This window comes from Pseudooceanicola sediminis, assembly GCF_003575965.1.
Taxonomy (GTDB): Bacteria; Pseudomonadota; Alphaproteobacteria; order Rhodobacterales; family Rhodobacteraceae; genus Pseudooceanicola; species Pseudooceanicola sediminis.
The window spans coordinates 1-18,377 of sequence record NZ_QWJJ01000029.1 but is presented as its reverse complement, the minus strand read 5'-3'; the positions used below and the strand labels follow the sequence as shown (position 1 = coordinate 18,377).

Genomic DNA, 18,377 nt, shown 5'->3' with positions numbered 1-18,377 from the left:
TTTTTCGGTGCGAAGACCGCCCGGACGCCGGTTTGCGGGGTCGGTTTCAACGTCGGTATCTGAGCGGTATCTGAACGGTGTTTTTCGGTGCGCAGACCGCCCGGACGCCGGTTTTCAGGATCGGTTTCAACGTCGGTATCTGAGCGGTATCTGGGCGGTGTTTTTCGGTGCGCAGACCGCCCGGACGCCGGTTTTCAGGGTCGGTTTCAACGTCGGTATCTGGGCGGTATCTGAACGGTATCTTTCGGTGCGCCAGAGCGGCGCCGAACGCGGCCAGACGGAGCACCGCCGGGAGACTGAAGGGCGATGGCGGCAGGCGCAGGCCGCCATCGCGGAGGGCGACCTTACGCGACGGGCGCCGAGGCCTCGGCGTCAATGCCTTCGGGGAAGAAGCAGGCGGCCTTGTGACTGTCCCCGTCCAGCGCGGGACGTTCGGCGCGGCACTTGTCCTGTACCTTCCAGCAGCGTTCGGCAAAGGGGCAGCCCGGCGGGATGGCCAGCGGCGAGGGCAGTTCGCCCTGCAACCGGATGCGGGTGGAGGCACCGCGCGGGTCGGCCTTGGGCGTCGCGGAGAGCAGCGCCTTGGTATAGGGGTGGCGCGGATTGGCAAAGACCTCTTCCTTGCTGCCGGTTTCGACGGCACGGCCGAGGTACATCACCATCACGTCGTCGGCCACGTGCCGCACCACCGAGAGGTCGTGCGAGATGAACAGGTAGGCCAGTTGCAGACGTTCCTGAAGGTCGATCAGCAGGTTCAGGATCTGGCTCTGGATCGACAGGTCGAGCGCCGAGACGGGTTCGTCCAGCACCAGCAGTTTCGGTTCCAGCACCAGGGCGCGCGCGATGGCGATCCGCTGGCGCTGCCCGCCCGAGAACATGTGCGGATAGCGGTCGTAATGTTCGGGGCGCATGCCCACCAGCTGCATGATCTCGCGCACCCTTGCGACACGTTCCTTTTTCGGCATGTCGGGGCGGTTGATGATCAGGGGTTCCTCGATGATGTAGCCGACCCGGTGGCGCAGGTTGAGCGAGCCATAGGGGTTCTGGAACACGATCTGCACCGTGCTGCGCAGGTTGGACCAGTCGTCGGGCGTGACATCGTTTCCGGCGATGTTCAGGGTGCCGCCGGTCGGGGTTTCGATCATCGTGACGAGGCGGGCGAGGGTGGATTTGCCACAGCCGGATTCCCCGACGACGGCCAGCGTCCTGCCCGGCATCACGGAGAAGGAGGCGCCGGAGACGGCGCTGAGGATCTGCGGCTTGCTGAACGCGCCGCCGCCGACCTCGTAATCGCGGCTGAGGTTGTCGGCAGTGACGACGGGGGTCTGGAGAAGGGCGTCTGTCATTGGGTGACCTTTTGCGGCGTCGTGGCCCCGATGGGGTAGTGGCAGCGGGCACGCCCCAGTGCGGGCGGCTGCACCGGCGGGCTGATGCCACGGCAGGTGTCGTCGGCAAAGCGGCAGCGCGGCGAGAACAGGCAACCGGTGGGGCGGTCGAACGCCCCCGGAACGGTGCCGGGAATGGTCGGCAGGCGGCGTTCGGTGGCACGTTCGGGCAGGGCCGCCAGCAGGGCGGCGGTATAGGGGTGATAGGGGTGATCGAAGAGGTCCATCACGGGCTGATCCTCGACCTTCTGGCCGGCGTATTGCACGCAGACGCGTTCGGCCGTTTCGGCCACCACGCCCATGTCGTGCGTGATCAGGATCAGCGTCATGCCGGTGTCGTTTTGCAGACCCGTGAGCAGGTCGAGGATCTGCGCCTGGATCGTCACGTCCAACGCCGTGGTCGGTTCGTCGGCAATCAGCAGGCGGGGGCGGCAGGCGATGGCCATGGCGATCATCACGCGCTGGTTCATGCCGCCCGAAAGCTGGAAGGGAAACGCCTTGAGGCGGCGTTCGGGGTCGGGCATCCCGACCATCTCAAGCAGTTCGATGGCACGGGTATGGCGGTCACGCGCATTCAGGCCGAGGTGTTGGCGCAGCGCCTCCTTCAGCTGAAAGCCGATGGTGAAGCAGGGGTTCAGCGACGACATCGGTTCCTGAAAGATCATCGACATGTCGCGCCCGATCAGGCGGCGGCGGGCCGGGCCGCCGAGGCGGCGCAGGTCGGTGCCGTCGAAGGTGATCTCGTCCGCGGTGATTTTCGCGGTCCAGGGCAGCAGGCCCATGACGGCCAGCATCGAGACAGATTTGCCCGAGCCGGATTCCCCGACGATGGCCAGCAGTTCGCCGGGCGCGACATCGAGGTCGATGCCGTCGACGGCGCGGAACAGCCCGCTGGACGTGGTGAAGTCGACCGAGAGGTTGCGGATGCGCAGGAGGGGGGTGCTGTCTGGCATGGTCTCAGCTCCGCTTCATCTTGGGATCGAGGGCATCGCGCAGCCCGTCGCCCATCAGGTTGATGGCAAGGACGGTCAGCAGGATGGCGAGGCCGGGGAAGGTGACGACCCACCAGGCGCGCAGGATGAATTCGCGCGATTCCGCCAGCATGGTGCCCCATTCCGGTGTCGGGGGCTGTGCGCCCATGCCGAGAAAGCCGAGCGCCGCCGTGTCGAGGATGGCGGTGGAAAACGACAGCGCGGCCTGCACGATGATCGGCGCGAGGCAGTTCGGCAGCACCGTGATGAACATCAGCCGGGGCAGTTTCGCCCCCGCGACGCGGGCCGAGATGACGTATTCCTTGGTCAGTTCGTTGATCACCGAGGCGCGGGTCAGGCGCACGTAATGCGGTTGCAGCACGATGGCGATGGCGATCATCGCGTTGATCAGCGACGGGCCGAGGATGGCCACCAGCACCAGCGCCAGCAGCAGCGACGGAAAGGACAGCACGATGTCCATCAGCCGCATGATGATGGTGTCGAGCCAGCGCGGCGCAAAGCCCGCGATCAGCCCGATCAGGATGCCGCCCGTTGCCGCGATCACCACGACGAGGATGCCGACAAAGAAGGAATAGCGCGCGCCGAACAGCAGCCGCGAGAGCATGTCGCGCCCCAGCGGGTCGCTGCCGAGAGGGAAGCTCCAGCTGCCGCCCTCGGCCCAGACGGGGGGGAGGAGGGTGTAGTCGCGGAACTGGTCCGAGGCGTCGTAGGGCGCCAGGACATTCGCGAAGAGCGCGACAAAGACGAAGGCGCCAAAGACATAGAGGCCCATGACCGCGCCGCGGTTTTCGCGGAAATACGACCAGAACTCGGCCAGGCGGCCGGGCGGTTTCGGGGCGGCCTGATCTTTGAGTTGGGGGTGCGTTGTATCGGTCATCAGCGGTGCCGGATCTTTGGATTGATGAGACTGTAGAGCAGGTCGACAGTCAGGTTCACGATCATCACCATCAGGGCGATCATCAGCAGGCCGCCCTGCACGACGGGATAGTCGCGGCGAAAGATGGAATCGACCATCCATTTGCCGATGCCGGGCCAGGAGAAGATCGTCTCGGTCAGGATGGCGCCGGCCAGAAGGGTGCCGACGGACAGGCCGATGACGGTGATCACGGGGATCATGGCGTTGCGCAGCGCGTGCAGGCCGTTGATGCGGGACGGCGACAGGCCCTTGGCGCGGGCGGTGCGAATGTAATCTTCGGACAGCACTTCGAGCATGGCGGACCGGGTCTGGCGGGCGATCACGGCCAGCGGGATCGTGGCCAGCACGATGGTCGGCAGGATCAGGTGGCGCACGGCGGACAGGAAGGCGCCGGATTGCCCCGAAAGCAGCGAGTCGATCAGCATGAAGCCGGTCACGTCGTCGAAGTAATACAGCAGGTCGATGCGCCCCGACACTGGTGTCCAGCCGAGGTTGCCGGAAAACACGATGATCAGCAGCAGCGCCCACCAGAAGATCGGCATCGAATAGCCCACCAGCGCCGTCGACATCAGCGCGCGGTCAAAGAACTTGCCCCGGTAGACGGCCGCGACGACCCCTGCGGGCAGGCCCAGCAGCATGGCCAGCACGATGGCGCAGAGCGACAGTTCCAGCGTGGCGGGAAACAGCGTGAAGAATTCGTCGAACACGGGTTTCTTGGTGACATAGCTTTGCCCCAGGTCACCCTGCAACACTCCGGTGAAGTAATCCCAGAACTGCACCAGCAACGGCTGGTCAAAGCCGAACTGGCGCGACAGTTCCTGATACCGTTCCTCGGTCAGGCCGCGTTCGCCGGCCATGACGATGATCGGATCGCCGGGCAGGACGCGGATGAAGGCGAAGGAGATCAGGGTGACCCCCAGGAAGGTGGGAACGAAGGTCAGCAATCGTCCGAGGAAATAGCGCAGCATCAGCCCACCACCATCAGGTCTTTGGAGAAGGTGGTCAGCGAACGGCAGCCCTCCTCGGTGACAAGGATGTCGTCTTCGATCCGGATGCCGAAACTGGCGAGGTCGTAGAGGCCGGGTTCATTGGTAAAGACCATGCCCGGCTCAAGCGCGAGGGGATTGCCGCGCATGATGTAGGGGTGTTCGTGCACCGCGCGGCCCAGGCCGTGCCCGGTCTTGGTGCGGATGCGATCGGCGTAGGGCGATGCCTCGAGCACGCCTGTCACGGCATCGTCGATGTCATGGGCAGTGACGCCGGGGCGGGTGACTTCGTGCCCGCGCAGGTTGGCGCGCAGCACGGTGTCATAGACCGCGCGGGCGTCGTCACTGGCGTGGCCGACAAAGACGGTGCGGGTGATGTCGGCCATGAAACCGCCATGGGTCGCGCCGAAATCGAAGAGCAGCGCGTCGCCGTCCCGGATGGCGTAATCATCGCGCGCCGAGGCGTGGGGGCGGGCGGAGTTGTCACCGGCGGCGACGATGGGATCGAAGGCCAGCCCGTCGGAGCCATGCCGGAACATCGCCTGTATCAGCATCGCCTCGACCTGTTTTTCGGTCTGGCCGATGCGGACCTGCGCCAGCACGTCGCCGAGCGCCGCTTCGGAAATGCGGACCGCCTCTTGCAGGGCGGCGATTTCATCGGGTGTCTTGTGGATGCGCAGGCCGGAGATGTCGCGTTCGCCGTCGATGATCGTCAGGCCCGGATTGGCCGCGATCAGCGCGTGATGTACGAAGACGCGCATCACCTGGCCTTCGACCGCCAGCGTTTGCAGCGGCATATGGGCGGCGAGGGCGGTGAAGGCATCGCCATAGCCGTCCTGATCGCGCCAATCGAACACCTCGCCCTCAAACCCCAGAAGGTCGAAGGAGCGCAGTTCAAGATTGGGCACGATGGCGGCGGGGGTGCCGGTGATCGGGATGACGATCAGCAGCGGGCGTTCATGGGAATGGAAACTGTGGCCGGTGAGGCGTTCGAAATTGGGACCGGGCACCAGCGCCACGGCCTCGGCGCCGAGGCGTTTGGCCACGCCGCGGTATTCGGAATATCTGTCCATGGGGTCCTCGGAGGGGATAGGTTGGCGGGGCCGCCACGCGGGACGGCCCCTGCCTGCCTTGCAATTACTCTGCGAGGCTGACTTCGGTGAAGATGTGGCTGCCGAGGGGGTGGACCTTGAAGCCCTCCACTTCGGGGCGCACGGGCATGTAGACGACCGAGTGGGCGATGGTGGCCCAGGGTGCCTGTTCCTTGAACACGACCTGCGCCTGCTCATACAGTTCGGTGCGCTTGTCGGTGTCGGTGGTGACCTTGGCCTCCTGGATCAGGTCCTCGAACGGCTGATAGCACCATTGGGCGCGGTTCGAGTTTTCGACGCCATCGCAGCCCAGCAGGACGGCGAGGAAGTTGTCGGGATCGCCGTTGTCGCCGGTCCAGCCCATGAGGATCGCGCCATCACGGTCAAGGGCCCGCGAGCGGCTGAGGTATTCGCCCCATTCGTAGGAGACGATTTCGACATTCACGCCGACCTTGGAGAAATCCTCCTGCATCAGTTCGGCCATGCGGCGGGCGTTGGGGTTGTAGGGACGCTGCACCGGCATTGCCCAGATCTTCATGTCGAGATCGGTGACGCCTTCTTCTTCCAGCATGGCCTTGGCCGCTTCGGGATCGTAGGCGTCATCCTCGACCGCGTCGTTGTAGGACCACATGGTCGGCGGGATCGGGTTCTTGGCGATCTGGCCGGAGCCCTGGAAGACAACGTCGATGATCGCCTGCTTGTCGATCGCCATGTTCAGGGCCTTGCGGACCTTGGGGTTGTCGTAGGGGGCGATGGTGGTGTTGTAGGCCAGGTAGCCGACGTTCAGGCCTTCCTGTTCCAGCACGTTGATGTTGTCGTCATCCTGCATCGCCGTGACGTCGGCGGGGTTCGGATAGGGCATGACGTGGCATTCGCCCGCCGACAGCTTTTGATAGCGCACGGAGGCGTCGGGGGTGATCGCAAAGACCAGGTTGTCGACCTTGGGCAGGCCTTCCTTCCAGTAGTCCGCGTTCTTGGCATAGCGGATCACGGCGTCTTTCTGGTAGGCGACGAAGGTGAAGGGGCCGGTGCCGATGGGCGCCTGGTTCAGCATTTCCATCGCGCCGTCCGCTTCGAGCTGGTCGGCGTATTCGGCCGACAGGATCGAGGCGAAGTCCATCGCCATGTTGGCGACGAAGGGGGCTTCGGGACGGGTCAGGACGAACTTGACCGTCATGTCGTCGACCTTTTCGATGGACGAGATCAGGTCGGGCATCGACATGCCCTGGAAGTATTCCCAGGTGCCGCCGGAGGCCATGTGGAAGGGGTTGTCCTCAAGCCGCTGACGCTCGAACGAGAAGATCACGTCGTCGGCGTTGAAATCGCGGGTCGGGGTGAAGCTGTCGCTGGAGTGGAACTTGACGCCCGAGCGCAGGTGGAAGGTGTATTCGAGGCCGTCCTCGGAGACATCCCAGCTTTCGGCCAGGCCGGGGATGACCTTGGTGGTGCCGGTCTCGAACTCGACAAGGCGGTTGTAGATCGACTGCGACGAGGCATCGAAGGTGGTGCCGGAGGTATAGAGCGCCGGATCGAACCCTTCGGGCGAGCCTTCGGAGCAATAGACCAGCGTCTGCGCCCCGGCGGTGCCCGCCGAGACGGCGGCGATCAGGCCACCGATTGCGAGATATGTTTTAAGTGACATTTGAAACTCCCTGTGTGTTCATTTACTGTCAGGTGTCTTGCCTGTATCCGGTCTGATGCCGGGTTGGGTTTCGTGATCGAGCAGCTGCGCGGTGCGCAGCCACCCCTGGCGCATGTGGTCGGTGAGGTGATCCAGCATTGCGGGCAGGTCGTCGCCTCTTGCCCGGGCGACATAGACCTCGTGGGCGTCGCGGCGAGGGCCGGGGCGGGAATGAGCGCGTTGATGTAACGTAAAGTAGAATTGCAGGTTCGGGCAGATGCGCTGCCAGGCCTCGATCAGCAGGCGGTGCCCGGAGAGTTCATAGGCCCAGCTGTGCAGATCCAGTTCCAGCGCGATGGCGCGGGCGGGGTCGTCGCCGCGTTCGATGGCGGTGACCAGATCAGCGTGGCGCCGGTCGAGGTCGGCAAGGGCGGCGGCATCGCGCATGTCCCAGCATTGGCGAAAGGCCATGGCTTCGAGCGTGGTGCGCAGGGAATAGAGTTCGTCCAGGTCGCGGCGGGAAAATTCGCGCACGAACAGGCCGCGGTAGGGCTGGCTGACCAGCAGGCCGCTGGAGACCAGTTCGCGGATCGCCTCGCGCAGGGGGGCGCGGCTGACGCCCATCTGGGCCGACAGGTCGATTTCGGTCAGGCGTTCGCCCATCGGCAGCGCACCCGAGACGATCAGATCGCGCAGGCTGCGCACGATCTGGTCGCGTCGGGTCGCTTCTCCGAGGGGCGCGAGTTTCATTGCGTGTTCGCCTGCACCAGCGCCGCGTAGGCATCGCGGATGCGCTGAAAGATCGGACCGCGCCCGCCGTTCGTGCCGATGGCCCGCCCGTCGATTTCGGCCACCGGGGTCTGGGCGCCGAAGGTGCCGGTCAGAAACGCTTCGTCCGCACCATAGGCATCGACAAGCGAAAAGTTACGTTCAAACACCGGGATGCCCTCGGATTTGCAGATGTCGATGACCTTTTGGCGGGTGACGCCGTTCATGCAGTAATCGCCGGTCGAGGTCCAAACCTGGCCCTTGCGGACGATGAAGAAGTTACACGCATTGGTTGTATTGACGAAACCGTGCGGGTCAAGCATCAATCCTTCGTCCGCCCCGGCCTGTTCGGCCTGAAGGCAGGCAATGACGCAGTTCAGCTTGGAATGGCTGTTGTACTTGGCATCCTGGCTCATCGGGAGGCCGCGCACCTGGGGCACGGTGGCCAGTCGGATGCCCTTGGCCTGAAGCGTGCTGACGGGTTTGGAATGTTCCATGATGATCACCATGGTCGGCCCGCTCTGCGACAGTTTGGGGTGCTGGAACGGGTGGATCTTGACCCCGCGCGTCACCATAAGGCGGCAGTGCACGTCGTGGGTCATGCCGTTCGCCGCCGCCGTCATGCGCAGCGCTTCGGCCACGCCGGCACGGTCCATCCCGATATCGAGGCTGACGGCGCGGCAACTGTCGAACAGCCGGTCCATGTGTTCGTCGAAAAAGGCCCATTTGCCGTTGTAGAGCCGCATCCCTTCCCACATGCCGTCGCCCAGCATGAAGCCGCTGTCGTAGACCGAAACCTTGGCGTCATCGCGGTGCTTGAGCACGCCGTCGACGTAGATCTGGATATCGGCGTTGCGGGGGTCGTCTTCGGCGCTGTGGGTGGTTTCAGCGTGCTGGGTATCGTGCGGCATCTGGGGCTTTCTGTTCAGGTGCTTGTCAGATTGTCGACAATGGTGCGCCTTGGCAATGCATTTCTACTCCAGCGTGCAGGTGGCGAAGGATCCGCGACGGGATAGAGCAAAAACTGACCGCTGCGAAGGGGTCACGGCAGGTGACGCGAAGTCGCTGACGCAAATTGGCGGCTGTGAAAACGCGCAAAAGCGGGTATTTGTGGGGAATGTCGCATGATTTTCCCGCCAATCTTGAGGATGTTGCCTTTTCGACCCGCTCGGCCCGCCGCATCAACGGCGAGATCGCCGACTGGCTGGGGCGTCAGATCGTGTCGGGACAGCTGAGCGAAGGCGCGGCGGTGCCGCGCGAGATCGAGTTCTGCGATCGCACCGGGATTTCTCGGGGGGCCTATCGCGAGGCGCTGCGGGTTCTGGCGGCCAAGGGGATGCTGGTCAGCAAGACGCGCACCGGCACCCGCGTCGCCCCGCGCGACAAGTGGACGATGCTGGACGCCGACGTCGTGCGCTGGAACTTCGAGCTGGGCAAGCCCGCGGACTGGTTCATCCGGGCGCTGTACGAGTTGCGCACCATGATCGAGCCGCCCGCCGCCGCCTTTGCCGCCGAGCGCCGCACCGAAGAGGATTTGCAGGCGTTCCGAAAGGCGCTGCACGCGATGCGCACCTGCGAGATGACCGAGGACAGCTGGCATCAGGCGGATGCGGGATTTCACCGCGCGATCCTGGTCAGTTCGCACAACCCGGTGTTGCTGTCGCTGGAGGCGGGGATCAGTTCCGCCGTCGCCTATACGACCGCCTTCCGCTATCGCGACATGCCCAATCCGCATACGCGCAACCCGGTGGCCGAACACGCCGCGGTGTTCGAGCGGATCGAGGCGCGCGATGCCGCCGGCGCGCGGCGCCTGATGAGTGAGCTGGTGGATACGGCGTTGCTGGATTCCAAGGGCACGACGGTGTTCGACCTGGGTCTGCCGACGATCAGGTGAGGTCGGACGGGCCGTCGGCCTGAGAGGGGCGGCCGACACAAAAAAGGCGGCGCGGGGGTGCCCGGCGCCGCCAGTTGGTGGAGGAGGTTGGCGCGCCTAGCCCTTGACGCCGGAGGAGATCATCACCGCTTCGGTCACGCGTTTCTGAAAGATCAGGTAGGCGATGACGACCGGTGCTGCGGCCAGCAGGGCGACCGACATGATGCGCGCATAGGCGACACCGAAGGCGTCGTTGACCTGGGTGATACCGACGGGGATCGTCATCATGTCCTCGGTCGTGATGACGAGGAAGGGCCAGAGAAACGAGTTCCACGCCATGATGAAGGTGATGATGCCGAGCGCCGTGGTGATGCCCCAGTTCAGCGGCAAGTAGACCCGGAACAGCAGGGTGTAGTCGCTGCCACCATCCAGAACGACGGCTTCTTTCAGTTCCTTGGGCACCGCGTCGAAGAACTGTTTGTAGATGATGATCACCACCGGCACGACCAGCTGCGGCAGGATGATCCCGCCCCATTTGTTGATCAGCCCGAGGTCGTTCATCAGCACGAACTGCGGCACCACCAGCGATTGCACCGGCACCATGAAGCTGGCCAGGACGACGCCGTAGAGCACCTTGCGCCCGAAGAACCGCATCTGGCTGAGGGCATAGGCGCACATCATCCCGGTGATCAGCACGATCACGGTGATGATCAGCGAGGTGCCGATCGAGTTGATGTACCAATGGATCAGCGAGGTGTTGAACAGCGCGTCGAAATAGCTGGAGAGGTTGAATTCGTCCGGCAGCAGGCCGGCCCCATCGGCCACCACGCGGGTTTCACTGCGGATCGAGGTGACGAAGGCCCAGTAGAGCGGAAAGATCCAGATCAGCCCGGCGATCAGGGTGATGGCGGTCAGGGCGATATTCTCGATACGGCGTTGCGTGGTCATGTGTCTTTGCCTTTGCCGATGCGCAGCAGTTGGTATTGCAGGACCGAGACGACGGCGATCAGCAGGAACAGGATCAGCGAGATCGCGGCCGCATAGCCGCCATGGTTGAGCTGAAACGCCTCTCGGTAGACCATCAGCAGCAGCACGTAACTGGAGTTGAAGGGGCCGCCCTCGCTCAGCAGGTAGACCTGGTCGAAGAGTTTGAGTTGCAGGATCAGTTGCAGCGTCAGCACCAGCGCCGTGACGGGCCAGAGCAGCGGCCAGGTGATGCGGGCGAACAATTGGCGGCGGGTGGCGCCATCCAGCGAGGCGGCCTCGTAGAGGTCGGTGGGGATGTTGCGCAGACCGGCGAGGATCAGCAGCACGTTGAAGCCGTTGGTCCACCAGATCGTGACGACCGCGATGGAGGGCAGCACCCAGTAGGGGTTCTTGAACACGGGCACGGGTTTGCCGGTGAAGAAGGCAAAGACCGGTTGCAGCACGCCGAACTGGAAATCCAGCATCCAGGCCCAGATTTGCGTCACGACGGACACCGGCAGCACGTAGGGCGTGAAGAACAGCACCAGCGCCAGCGCCTGCCAGCGCCCCGACAGCCGGTTGACGGCCAGTGCGATGACCATCGCGATCATCGTTGTCGGGATGACCGTCAGCACCACGAAATAGGCGTTGTTCTTGATCGAGATATAGAACAGGCGGTCCGAGAACAGTCGGATGTAGTTTTCAAGACCGATCCAGTTGCCCTCTCCGATCAGCGGGGCGTCGGTAAAGCTGAGGCGGATCACCTCGTACAGCGGATAGGCAAAGACCAACGCGAAAATCGCAAGGAACGGCAGGATCAGCGACAGGGCGATCAGGCCATGGCGTTTCTTGTTGCGGATTAGGGCCATCTGTTTCGGGATCCTTCGCGGCTGTTCGGGTCGGCTGATCGGCTGGCGTGTCGGGAGACAGGTTCGGTGGGGAGCTTTCGGGGGCAGGTTCCGGTTTCGGGGGCAGGTTCCGGGGCGTTCAGTTCGGGCCGGCTGTTCCGGCTGGCGTTTCGGGCGACCGGGGGTGGGTCGCGGGGTGGGTCGCGGGGGCCGGTCGCGGGGATGGGGCGCGGGGATGGATCGCGGCGGCCGGTCACTGTGACGTCGCCCCGCGGGGCAGGGTTGCCTGCGGGGCGGTCACTGTTCAGCGCATCCGGCTTTGCAGTTCGGATGTCATCTGCTCGACCGCGTCTTCGGGCGAAAGATAGCCGTGCATGGCGGGCGAGATGATGTTGATCGCACTGTCATAGACCGGGGATGCGACCCCGGCGATTTCGCTGCGCGGGTCATAGGTCGCGGCGTCCGCCAGCGAGGAATAGGTCGCGTTCGGCTCCATCTCGGCAAACTCGGTGCTTTCGGCCACGGGTTTGTAGGCCGGAATGTGGCCAGCTGCGGCCCATGCGATGGCGTGCTTTTCCATCCAGCCGATGACGGTCATGACCGCCTTGCGCTTTTCAGGGTCCATCTCGTCTTTGCCCTGGGTGGGGATGGCGAAAGCGTGGCTGTCGGCCCAGGTGGTGCGGGTGTCCATCAGTTTCGGCACCTCGACCGCGCCCCAGTCAAATCCGAGCTGCTCGGCCTCGGCCAGGTCCTTCATCGTCGGCACTTCCCAGACGCCGTTCAGCTGAAAGGCCGATTTGCCAGAGGTGAAGAGGGCGACCGATGCCTCGTACAGCGCCTGTTCGGGCTGCCATCCTTCGGACTGCCATTTCGTCATCGTCTCGACCGCCTTGACGGCTTTTTCCCTGCTGTCACCAGGCAGGATTTCCCCGTCGTCGGAGATCAGCGTGCCACCCTGCTGCGACAACAGGGTATAGAACACGCGGTAGACGCCGCCATCGTCGCCGGTGGCGTAGGTCAGCGGGGTTTGCGAGCCGTTGTCGGCGGCCACCTGCATCGCCTCTTCGAAGTCGGCGACGCTTTCGATGCCGGTCAGCTTGCCCTGATCATCGAGAAAGCGCGACCCCTCGAGGTAGGAGGCGTTGTAGTAGAGCACGATGGAGTGGATATCGAACGGCACGGCATAAAGCGTGCCATCAGCGCCTTCGGCAGCCTTTTCGGCGGCGGCAAAGAAATCATCCCTGGCCAGCCCGGCATTTTCGAGATCGGCGTCGGTGATCGGGGTCAGTACGCCTTCGCTGAGGCCGAGGGGCAGGCGCGACAGGTGATAGGTCATCACGTCGGGGCCCTGGCCGACGGCGGCAGAGGTGCGCACCTTGGTATAGAAGGGCACGCCCCATTCCAGCGTGGTCCCCTTGATCTGGATGTCGGGGTGTTCCTCGTTGAACTGGGTGATCAGCGCCTTCATGCGCACCCCGTCGCCGCCTGACAGGAAGTCCCACCACGTGACGGTCTGCTGCGCGAAGGCCGGGGTTGCGACGCCGATGGCGGCTGACAGGCTCAGCGCCGTGGCGAGTGCGATTTTACGAAAGTGCATCGGTTCTCCTCCCTATGCGGGGCGATCGGGCGGATGGCCCATGCCCGCTTCCTCTGAATGTGCCCGGCCGGGTGGCGGGGACTTAACGAAGCCTTTTGCCGTTGGGTAGAAAGGCCAGGACGTTTTCGGCAGACGTGCCGATCCGCAGGGATTGCCCATCGAGGCGATCCCGGTGGCCGCGCCGTTCAAACACGATATCCGCCCCGGATGCGGCGCGGGTGTGGATGAACGAACTGCCGCCAAGTTCTTCTGCGACCTCGACCGTGACTGGCAGACCGCCCTCCTCGACGGGGGCCAGGTGTTCGGGGCGAACGCCCAGGGTGAGGTCGGTTCCGACACCGGGCAGCGCGCCTTGCAGGGCCACGTCCAGGGTGCCGTCTTCGCAGGCGACACGGGCGATGCCATTTCCGGTCTGGGTGACATTGCCCGTGACGAAATTCATTGCCGGTGAGCCGATGAAGCCCGCGACAAAGCGGTTGTCGGGATCATCATAGAGCGTCAGCGGGCGACCCGATTGCATGACGTGGCCGCCCTTCAGCACATAGATATCGTCGGCCAGGGTCATCGCCTCGACCTGATCATGGGTGACATAGATCATGGTCGCGCCGATCTGGCGGTGCAGGCGCGTCAGTTCCAGCCGCATCTGCACGCGCAGCTCGGCGTCGAGGTTGGACAGCGGTTCGTCGAACAGGAACACCTCGGGTTCGCGCACGATGGCGCGCCCGATGGCGACCCGCTGGCGTTGGCCGCCCGACAGCGCCGAGGGTTTCTTGTCCAGGTGGTCCGTCAGTTGCAGGATGCGGGCCGCTTCGCGCACCTTGTCCTCGCGCTCATGCTTTGGGGCACGCGACAGGCGCAGGGAAAAGGCCATGTTCTCGGCCACCGACAGATGCGGATAGAGCGCGTAGGACTGGAACACCATTGCCACGCCGCGCTTGGCGGGTTCGACCGTGGTGACGTCGCGGCCACCGATCTCGATCCGGCCACCGGTGGTGTCCTCCAGCCCCGCGATCATGCGCAGAAGGGTGGATTTGCCGCAGCCCGAGGGGCCGACGAAGACGCCGAATTCGCCCTTCGGCACCTCGAGCGAGACGTCCTTGATCACCTCGAGCGGGCCAAAGGATTTGCGGACGTTGGTGAGTTTGACGCCAGCCATCGGGTTAGACCTTCAGCCGGACGACGTGGTAGGACAGGGGCGCGACGCTGCCAGTCAGCACACCGTCGTCGACCGCGATGCCGCTGCCCTTTGTGGGCGCGATGATTTCGGCGCCGGGGCCGTTCGACGCCATCAGGTCGTGACCTTCGATCACCTGGTGAAAGTCGATGGTCGCATCGGGGAAGCCGGTCAGCGTCGTGCGCAGGTCTGCGGCCTCGCTCAGGTGGCGGTTGACGATGAACACCGTCACCGCGCCAGCCGTCCTGTCGTGCACGGCGGCGATGTCGATGTAGGGCACGTCCGAGGCGACGGCGCAGTCGTAGGTTGGGCCGTCCACCGCGACACTCAGTGCCGTGCCGCGACCATAGAGCGAGGCCATCTGGTAGGGCCAGTAGATCGACTGTCGCCAGGCGGGGCCGTCGGCCTCGGCGCGGATCGGGGCGATGACGTTGACCAGTTGGGCGATGCAGGCGATCTTTACCCGGTCCGAGCGGCGAATGAATTCGTTCAGAAGACAGCCGATGAACAGGGCGTCCTCGAAGGTATAATCCTCTTCCAGCAGGGCGGGGGCCTCGGGCCAGTCCCAGCTCTTCCAGTTCTTCGAATCCTCTTCGCGCTTGTGGTACCAGACGTTCCATTCGTCAAAGCAGATGTAGACGTCATTGGTGGCCCGTTTCTTGGCCTTGACGAAATCGATGACGCCGCCGATGGCCTGGATGTAGCGGCCCGTTTCCTCGACCTTGCCGAAGAAGTTCAGCGTGTCGCGGCTGGAGTTGCCAAAGTACTTGTGCAGCGAGATGTAGTCGACGTTCTCATAGCATTCCTCAAGCACCTGCCGTTCCCATTCCGGGTAGGTCGGCATTTCGTCGTTGGAGGAACCGCAGACGATCATCTCGGCATCCGGGGTCAGCTGGCGCAGGGCCTTGGCGGTTTCATTGGCCAGGTGGCCATAGTCCGACGCCTTCTTGTGGCCGATCTGCCAGGGGCCGTCCATTTCGTTGCCAAGGCACCACATCTTGACGTTGTAGGGCTGTTCGACGCCGTGACTGCGGCGCAGGTCCGACCAGTGGGTGCCCGAGGGGTGGTTGACGTATTCCATGAAGTTGCGCGCCTCCTCGATCCCGCGCGAGCCGAGGTTGACCGCCAGCATCATGTCGATCCCGAGGTCCCTTGCCCAGACGGCGAAGTCGTTGATGCCGACCTGGTTGCTTTCCTTGCTGCGCCAGGCGAGGTCGAGGCGCACGGGGCGGTCCTCCTTCGGGCCGATGCCGTCTTCCCAGTTGTAGGCCGATACGAAATTGCCGCCGGGATAGCGGATGGCGGGGATGTTCAGATCGCGCACCATGTCGGCCACGTCGCGGCGAAAGCCATGTTCATCGGCCTGCGGGTGGCCCGGTTCGTAGATGCCGGAATAGATGGCGCGGCCCATATGCTCGATAAAGGCTGCGTACAGACGGTCGTCGATCGCCGCGATGGTGAAGTCGCGGTGAATGGCGGCAGATACCCGCATCCAAGTTTCCTCCCTAATTTGTCCTACAAATGGTGCAATTAAGGGGGGCCTTCTGTCAACAGGCAGTGACACAGGGTGGCGAAAAAGTGCCAGATCATTGAAAGATATGAGATATTTCCGGTGCTCAACCCGCCCGGTCTGTGTCGTCGCCCTGGTTCGCGGCGGGGTGCGGCACTTGCAGCGGGCGGGCGTGTTGCCGATTGGGTGGATCCGGCATTGCAAGTGCTGCCCGAGGTACGCGACACTATGGGGGCGGGTGCCACGCAAGGCACCGCGACACCGGGGTACGCAACAACCTATGCGCTTTCTTCACTCTGCCGATCTGCATCTGGATTCGCCGCTGCGGTCGCAGGCGCTGAGGAACGCCGAACTGGCCGCGACCCTGCGCGCGGCCTCGCGTCAGGCGCTGGCGCGGATCGTCGATGCGGCCATCACCCACGAGGTCGATGCGCTGCTGCTGGCGGGGGATGTTTTCGACAGCGGGCAGATCGATGTCGCCAGCCGTGCCGCGTTGGCGGCGGAACTGGGGCGGCTGGGCGCGGCGGGTATTCCGACGGTGATGATCCGGGGCAACCACGATGCCTTGCTGGATATGGCCAGCTACGGCCCCATCGGTGACAGCGTCGTGCAGTTGAACCGCGATATGCCGACATTTCGCGTCAAGGATGCCTCGATCCACGGATTGGGGTTCACGGCGCGCCACGTCAAGGACACCATGTTGCCGGATTATCCCGTGGCCGAGGCCGGGCGGATCAATATCGGGCTGATGCATACCTCGCTGGGCGGGGCCGAGGGGCACGACCCTTACGCGCCCTGTTCCGAGGCCGATCTGCTGGGTTGGGGCTATGACTACTGGGGGCTTGGCCATATCCACAAGCGGTTCGAGCGGCGCGCGGAACGATCGCTGGCCGTCATGCCGGGCATCCCGCAAGGGCGCAGCATCCGCGAGACGGGGCAGGGATCGGCGACGCTGATCGAGGTCGACGGCGCCGGGGTGCGGGCCCGCGAAGTCCCGATTGCGCTGGTGCGGTTTGAGGTGCAGGCGCTGGATCTGGCCGGGGCCGAGACGCAGGCGGCGCAGATCGCCACGATGGCGGATGCGATGCGCGCGGCGGGCGCGGCGGGGCCGGTGGCGCTGCGGTTGCGGTTGCGCGGCGCGGGCGGCCTGTCGGGTGCGCCGGAGTTCGCGCGCCAGCTGGCCGAGGAAGCCGCGGAGCAGGTCACAGGCGCCTTCGTCGAGGCGGTGCGTTTCGAGCGGGACCGGGCCGCGCCGGCGCCGGGTGTGCTGGCCGACCTGGCGGCGATGATGGCCGAGGATGCGGCCACGCCGGGGTTTCGCGATGAAGCGGGCGCGCTGATCGAGGAGTGGCGGCGCGCCCTGCCGCGCGAGGTGGCGGACGTGCTGGCCCCCGAGGCCTTTGACACGCTGGTCGAGGAGGGCGTCGCGATGATGCTGGCGCGGCTCGGGGCGGGGGGCGAGCCGTCATGAGGTTGCGGCAGCTCGATCTGATCCGGTATGGCAAGTTTCACGAACAGGTGCTGGATTTCGGCCCCGCAGGGCGCGACCGCGATGTCACGGTGGTGTTCGGTGAAAACGAGGCGGGCAAGAGCACGGCCTTTTCCGCCTGGCTGGACCTGCTGTTCGGTCTGCCGATGCAGACGGCCCATGCGTTTCGCTTTGATCGCAAGGACATGATGGTCGGTGCCACGATCGAGGCCGGCGGAGAGGCGCTGACGCTGCGCCGCACCGGCAAGCGGCAGGAGTCGTTGACGGATGAGAATGGTCGTGCGGTGGCCGAGGGGCGGCTGACCGCGCTGCTGCACGGGCTGGACCGCGACAGTTATGCCAAGCGCTTTTCGCTGAATGACGCGGTGCTGCGCGAGGGTGGCGAGGAGATCGCCCGCGCCGAGGGCGACCTGGGGCGTCTGCTGCATGCCGGCACATCGGGCCTGTCGGGCATTTCCGACGTGATGGCGGCCGTCGAGGCGGAGGTCGACGGATTTCACAAGAAGTCGGGCCGCGCGACCACGCTGGCCAAGGCGCGAACGGCCCTCAGGGATCTGGAGGAGGCGGCGCAGGCGGCGCGTCTGGAGCCACGCCGCTTTGCCGATCTGCGCAAGGCGCAGGCAGAGGCGGCCAGGGACCTGACGGCGGCCAAGGCGGCCTGTGACGCGGCACGGCGCGCGGTGATCCTGCGCGAAGCTGCTGAGCGGCGGCGCAGTATCGCGGCCGAGATCGCGCAGGCGCAGGCGCGTCTGGCACAGGCCCCCGCGGGCCCCGATCTGCCCGAGGATGCGGTGGGGCGGGTCGTGGCGGCGGATGAGCGGCGCATCGCAGCCGAGCAGCGCCGGGCAGAGGCCAGCGCACAGATTGCACGTCTTGAGCGCGACCTGGCCACATTGGAATCGGATGCCGCAGGGCTGCGGGTGGGCGCGGCCCTGGCGGCGCTGGAAGAGGCGCGCTTTGACGACGGGGAATTGCTGTTGCCGCGCGTGCAGACCGCCGCGGCGGATATCGGGCGGCGGCGTGCGGATGCGACCCGGCTGACGGCGCAGGCGGCCGCGCTGGCCGAACGGATTGCCGGGCGTGGCGTGCCCGCCGAAGAGGTCGCCCTGTCGAGCGCGCATCGCGGCGACCTGCGCGCGGCGGCGCAGGCGGTGCGTGACG

Annotated in this window: 16 protein-coding genes; 3 read left to right on the top strand and 13 right to left on the bottom strand. The window is 65.0% G+C overall.

Annotated features, from left to right (window positions below):
• Window positions 1–344 precede the first annotated feature (344 nt).
• The 8 genes from DL237_RS20105 to DL237_RS20070 form a co-directional block, all read right to left on the bottom strand.
• Window positions 345–1,346: an ABC transporter ATP-binding protein gene (locus tag DL237_RS20105; protein WP_119400770.1), complete on the bottom strand. Its 1,002-nt coding sequence runs from the start codon at window positions 1,344–1,346 to the stop codon at window positions 345–347.
• A complete protein-coding gene (locus DL237_RS20100) occupies window positions 1,343–2,338 on the bottom strand; it encodes an ABC transporter ATP-binding protein (protein WP_119400769.1) in 996 nt (331 codons plus the stop codon). Before DL237_RS20100 ends, DL237_RS20105 begins: the two co-directional genes overlap by 4 nt.
• Before the next feature lie 4 nt (window positions 2,339–2,342).
• Window positions 2,343–3,254 carry an ABC transporter permease subunit gene (locus DL237_RS20095; RefSeq protein WP_119400768.1) on the bottom strand — a complete coding sequence of 304 codons (912 nt, stop codon included), beginning with the start codon at window positions 3,252–3,254 and terminating at the stop codon, window positions 2,343–2,345.
• Window positions 3,254–4,261: an ABC transporter permease subunit gene (locus DL237_RS20090; RefSeq protein ID WP_119400767.1), complete on the bottom strand. Its 1,008-nt coding sequence runs from the start codon at window positions 4,259–4,261 to the stop codon at window positions 3,254–3,256. The genes DL237_RS20095 and DL237_RS20090 overlap by 1 nt, the downstream gene beginning before the upstream one ends.
• Entirely contained in the window at window positions 4,261–5,352 is a 1,092-nt protein-coding gene (locus DL237_RS20085) for a M24 family metallopeptidase (protein WP_119400766.1), read from the bottom strand. The genes DL237_RS20090 and DL237_RS20085 overlap by 1 nt, the downstream gene beginning before the upstream one ends.
• Before the next feature lie 64 nt (window positions 5,353–5,416).
• Window positions 5,417–7,012 (bottom strand): ABC transporter substrate-binding protein, encoded by a 1,596-nt coding sequence (locus tag DL237_RS20080; protein WP_119400765.1) that lies wholly within the window; start codon window positions 7,010–7,012, stop codon window positions 5,417–5,419.
• Window positions 7,013–7,030: 18 nt separating this feature from the next.
• The gene (locus DL237_RS20075; RefSeq protein ID WP_119400764.1) at window positions 7,031–7,741 is read right to left on the bottom strand and encodes a GntR family transcriptional regulator; all 711 of its coding nucleotides are present in this window, start codon (window positions 7,739–7,741) and stop codon (window positions 7,031–7,033) included.
• A complete protein-coding gene (locus DL237_RS20070) occupies window positions 7,738–8,670 on the bottom strand; it encodes an aminotransferase class IV (RefSeq protein ID WP_119400763.1) in 933 nt (310 codons plus the stop codon). Before DL237_RS20070 ends, DL237_RS20075 begins: the two co-directional genes overlap by 4 nt.
• A 206-nt stretch (window positions 8,671–8,876) precedes the next feature.
• Between DL237_RS20070 and DL237_RS20065 the strand changes: the two genes are divergently transcribed.
• On the top strand, window positions 8,877–9,653 hold the full coding sequence (locus DL237_RS20065) for a FadR/GntR family transcriptional regulator (protein WP_119400762.1): 777 nt from the start codon (window positions 8,877–8,879) through the stop codon (window positions 9,651–9,653).
• 96 nt (window positions 9,654–9,749) lie between these two features.
• Here the strand turns inward: DL237_RS20065 and DL237_RS20060 are convergent, their stop codons facing one another.
• The 5 genes from DL237_RS20060 to arfA form a co-directional block, all read right to left on the bottom strand.
• On the bottom strand, window positions 9,750–10,580 hold the full coding sequence (locus DL237_RS20060) for a carbohydrate ABC transporter permease (protein WP_119400761.1): 831 nt from the start codon (window positions 10,578–10,580) through the stop codon (window positions 9,750–9,752).
• Entirely contained in the window at window positions 10,577–11,467 is an 891-nt protein-coding gene (locus DL237_RS20055; RefSeq protein ID WP_119400760.1) for a carbohydrate ABC transporter permease, read from the bottom strand. The genes DL237_RS20060 and DL237_RS20055 overlap by 4 nt, the downstream gene beginning before the upstream one ends.
• 283 nt (window positions 11,468–11,750) lie before the next feature.
• On the bottom strand, window positions 11,751–13,043 hold the full coding sequence (locus DL237_RS20050; protein ID WP_119400759.1) for an extracellular solute-binding protein: 1,293 nt from the start codon (window positions 13,041–13,043) through the stop codon (window positions 11,751–11,753).
• Window positions 13,044–13,125: 82 nt separating this feature from the next.
• The gene (locus DL237_RS20045; RefSeq protein WP_119400758.1) at window positions 13,126–14,199 is read right to left on the bottom strand and encodes an ABC transporter ATP-binding protein; all 1,074 of its coding nucleotides are present in this window, start codon (window positions 14,197–14,199) and stop codon (window positions 13,126–13,128) included.
• Between the two features lie 4 nt (window positions 14,200–14,203).
• On the bottom strand, window positions 14,204–15,709 hold the full coding sequence (gene arfA, locus DL237_RS20040) for an arabinosylfuranosidase ArfA (protein WP_119400757.1): 1,506 nt from the start codon (window positions 15,707–15,709) through the stop codon (window positions 14,204–14,206).
• 298 nt (window positions 15,710–16,007) lie between these two features.
• Here arfA and DL237_RS21000 point away from each other — a divergent pair, with 298 nt between their 5' ends.
• Window positions 16,008–17,198, top strand: a complete 1,191-nt coding sequence (locus DL237_RS21000; RefSeq protein ID WP_158585697.1) for a metallophosphoesterase family protein — start codon at window positions 16,008–16,010, stop codon at window positions 17,196–17,198.
• The coding region (locus DL237_RS20030) for an AAA family ATPase (RefSeq protein ID WP_147405385.1) at window positions 17,195–18,377 on the top strand (1,183 nt) is incomplete at its 3' end. The genes DL237_RS21000 and DL237_RS20030, both read left to right, overlap by 4 nt.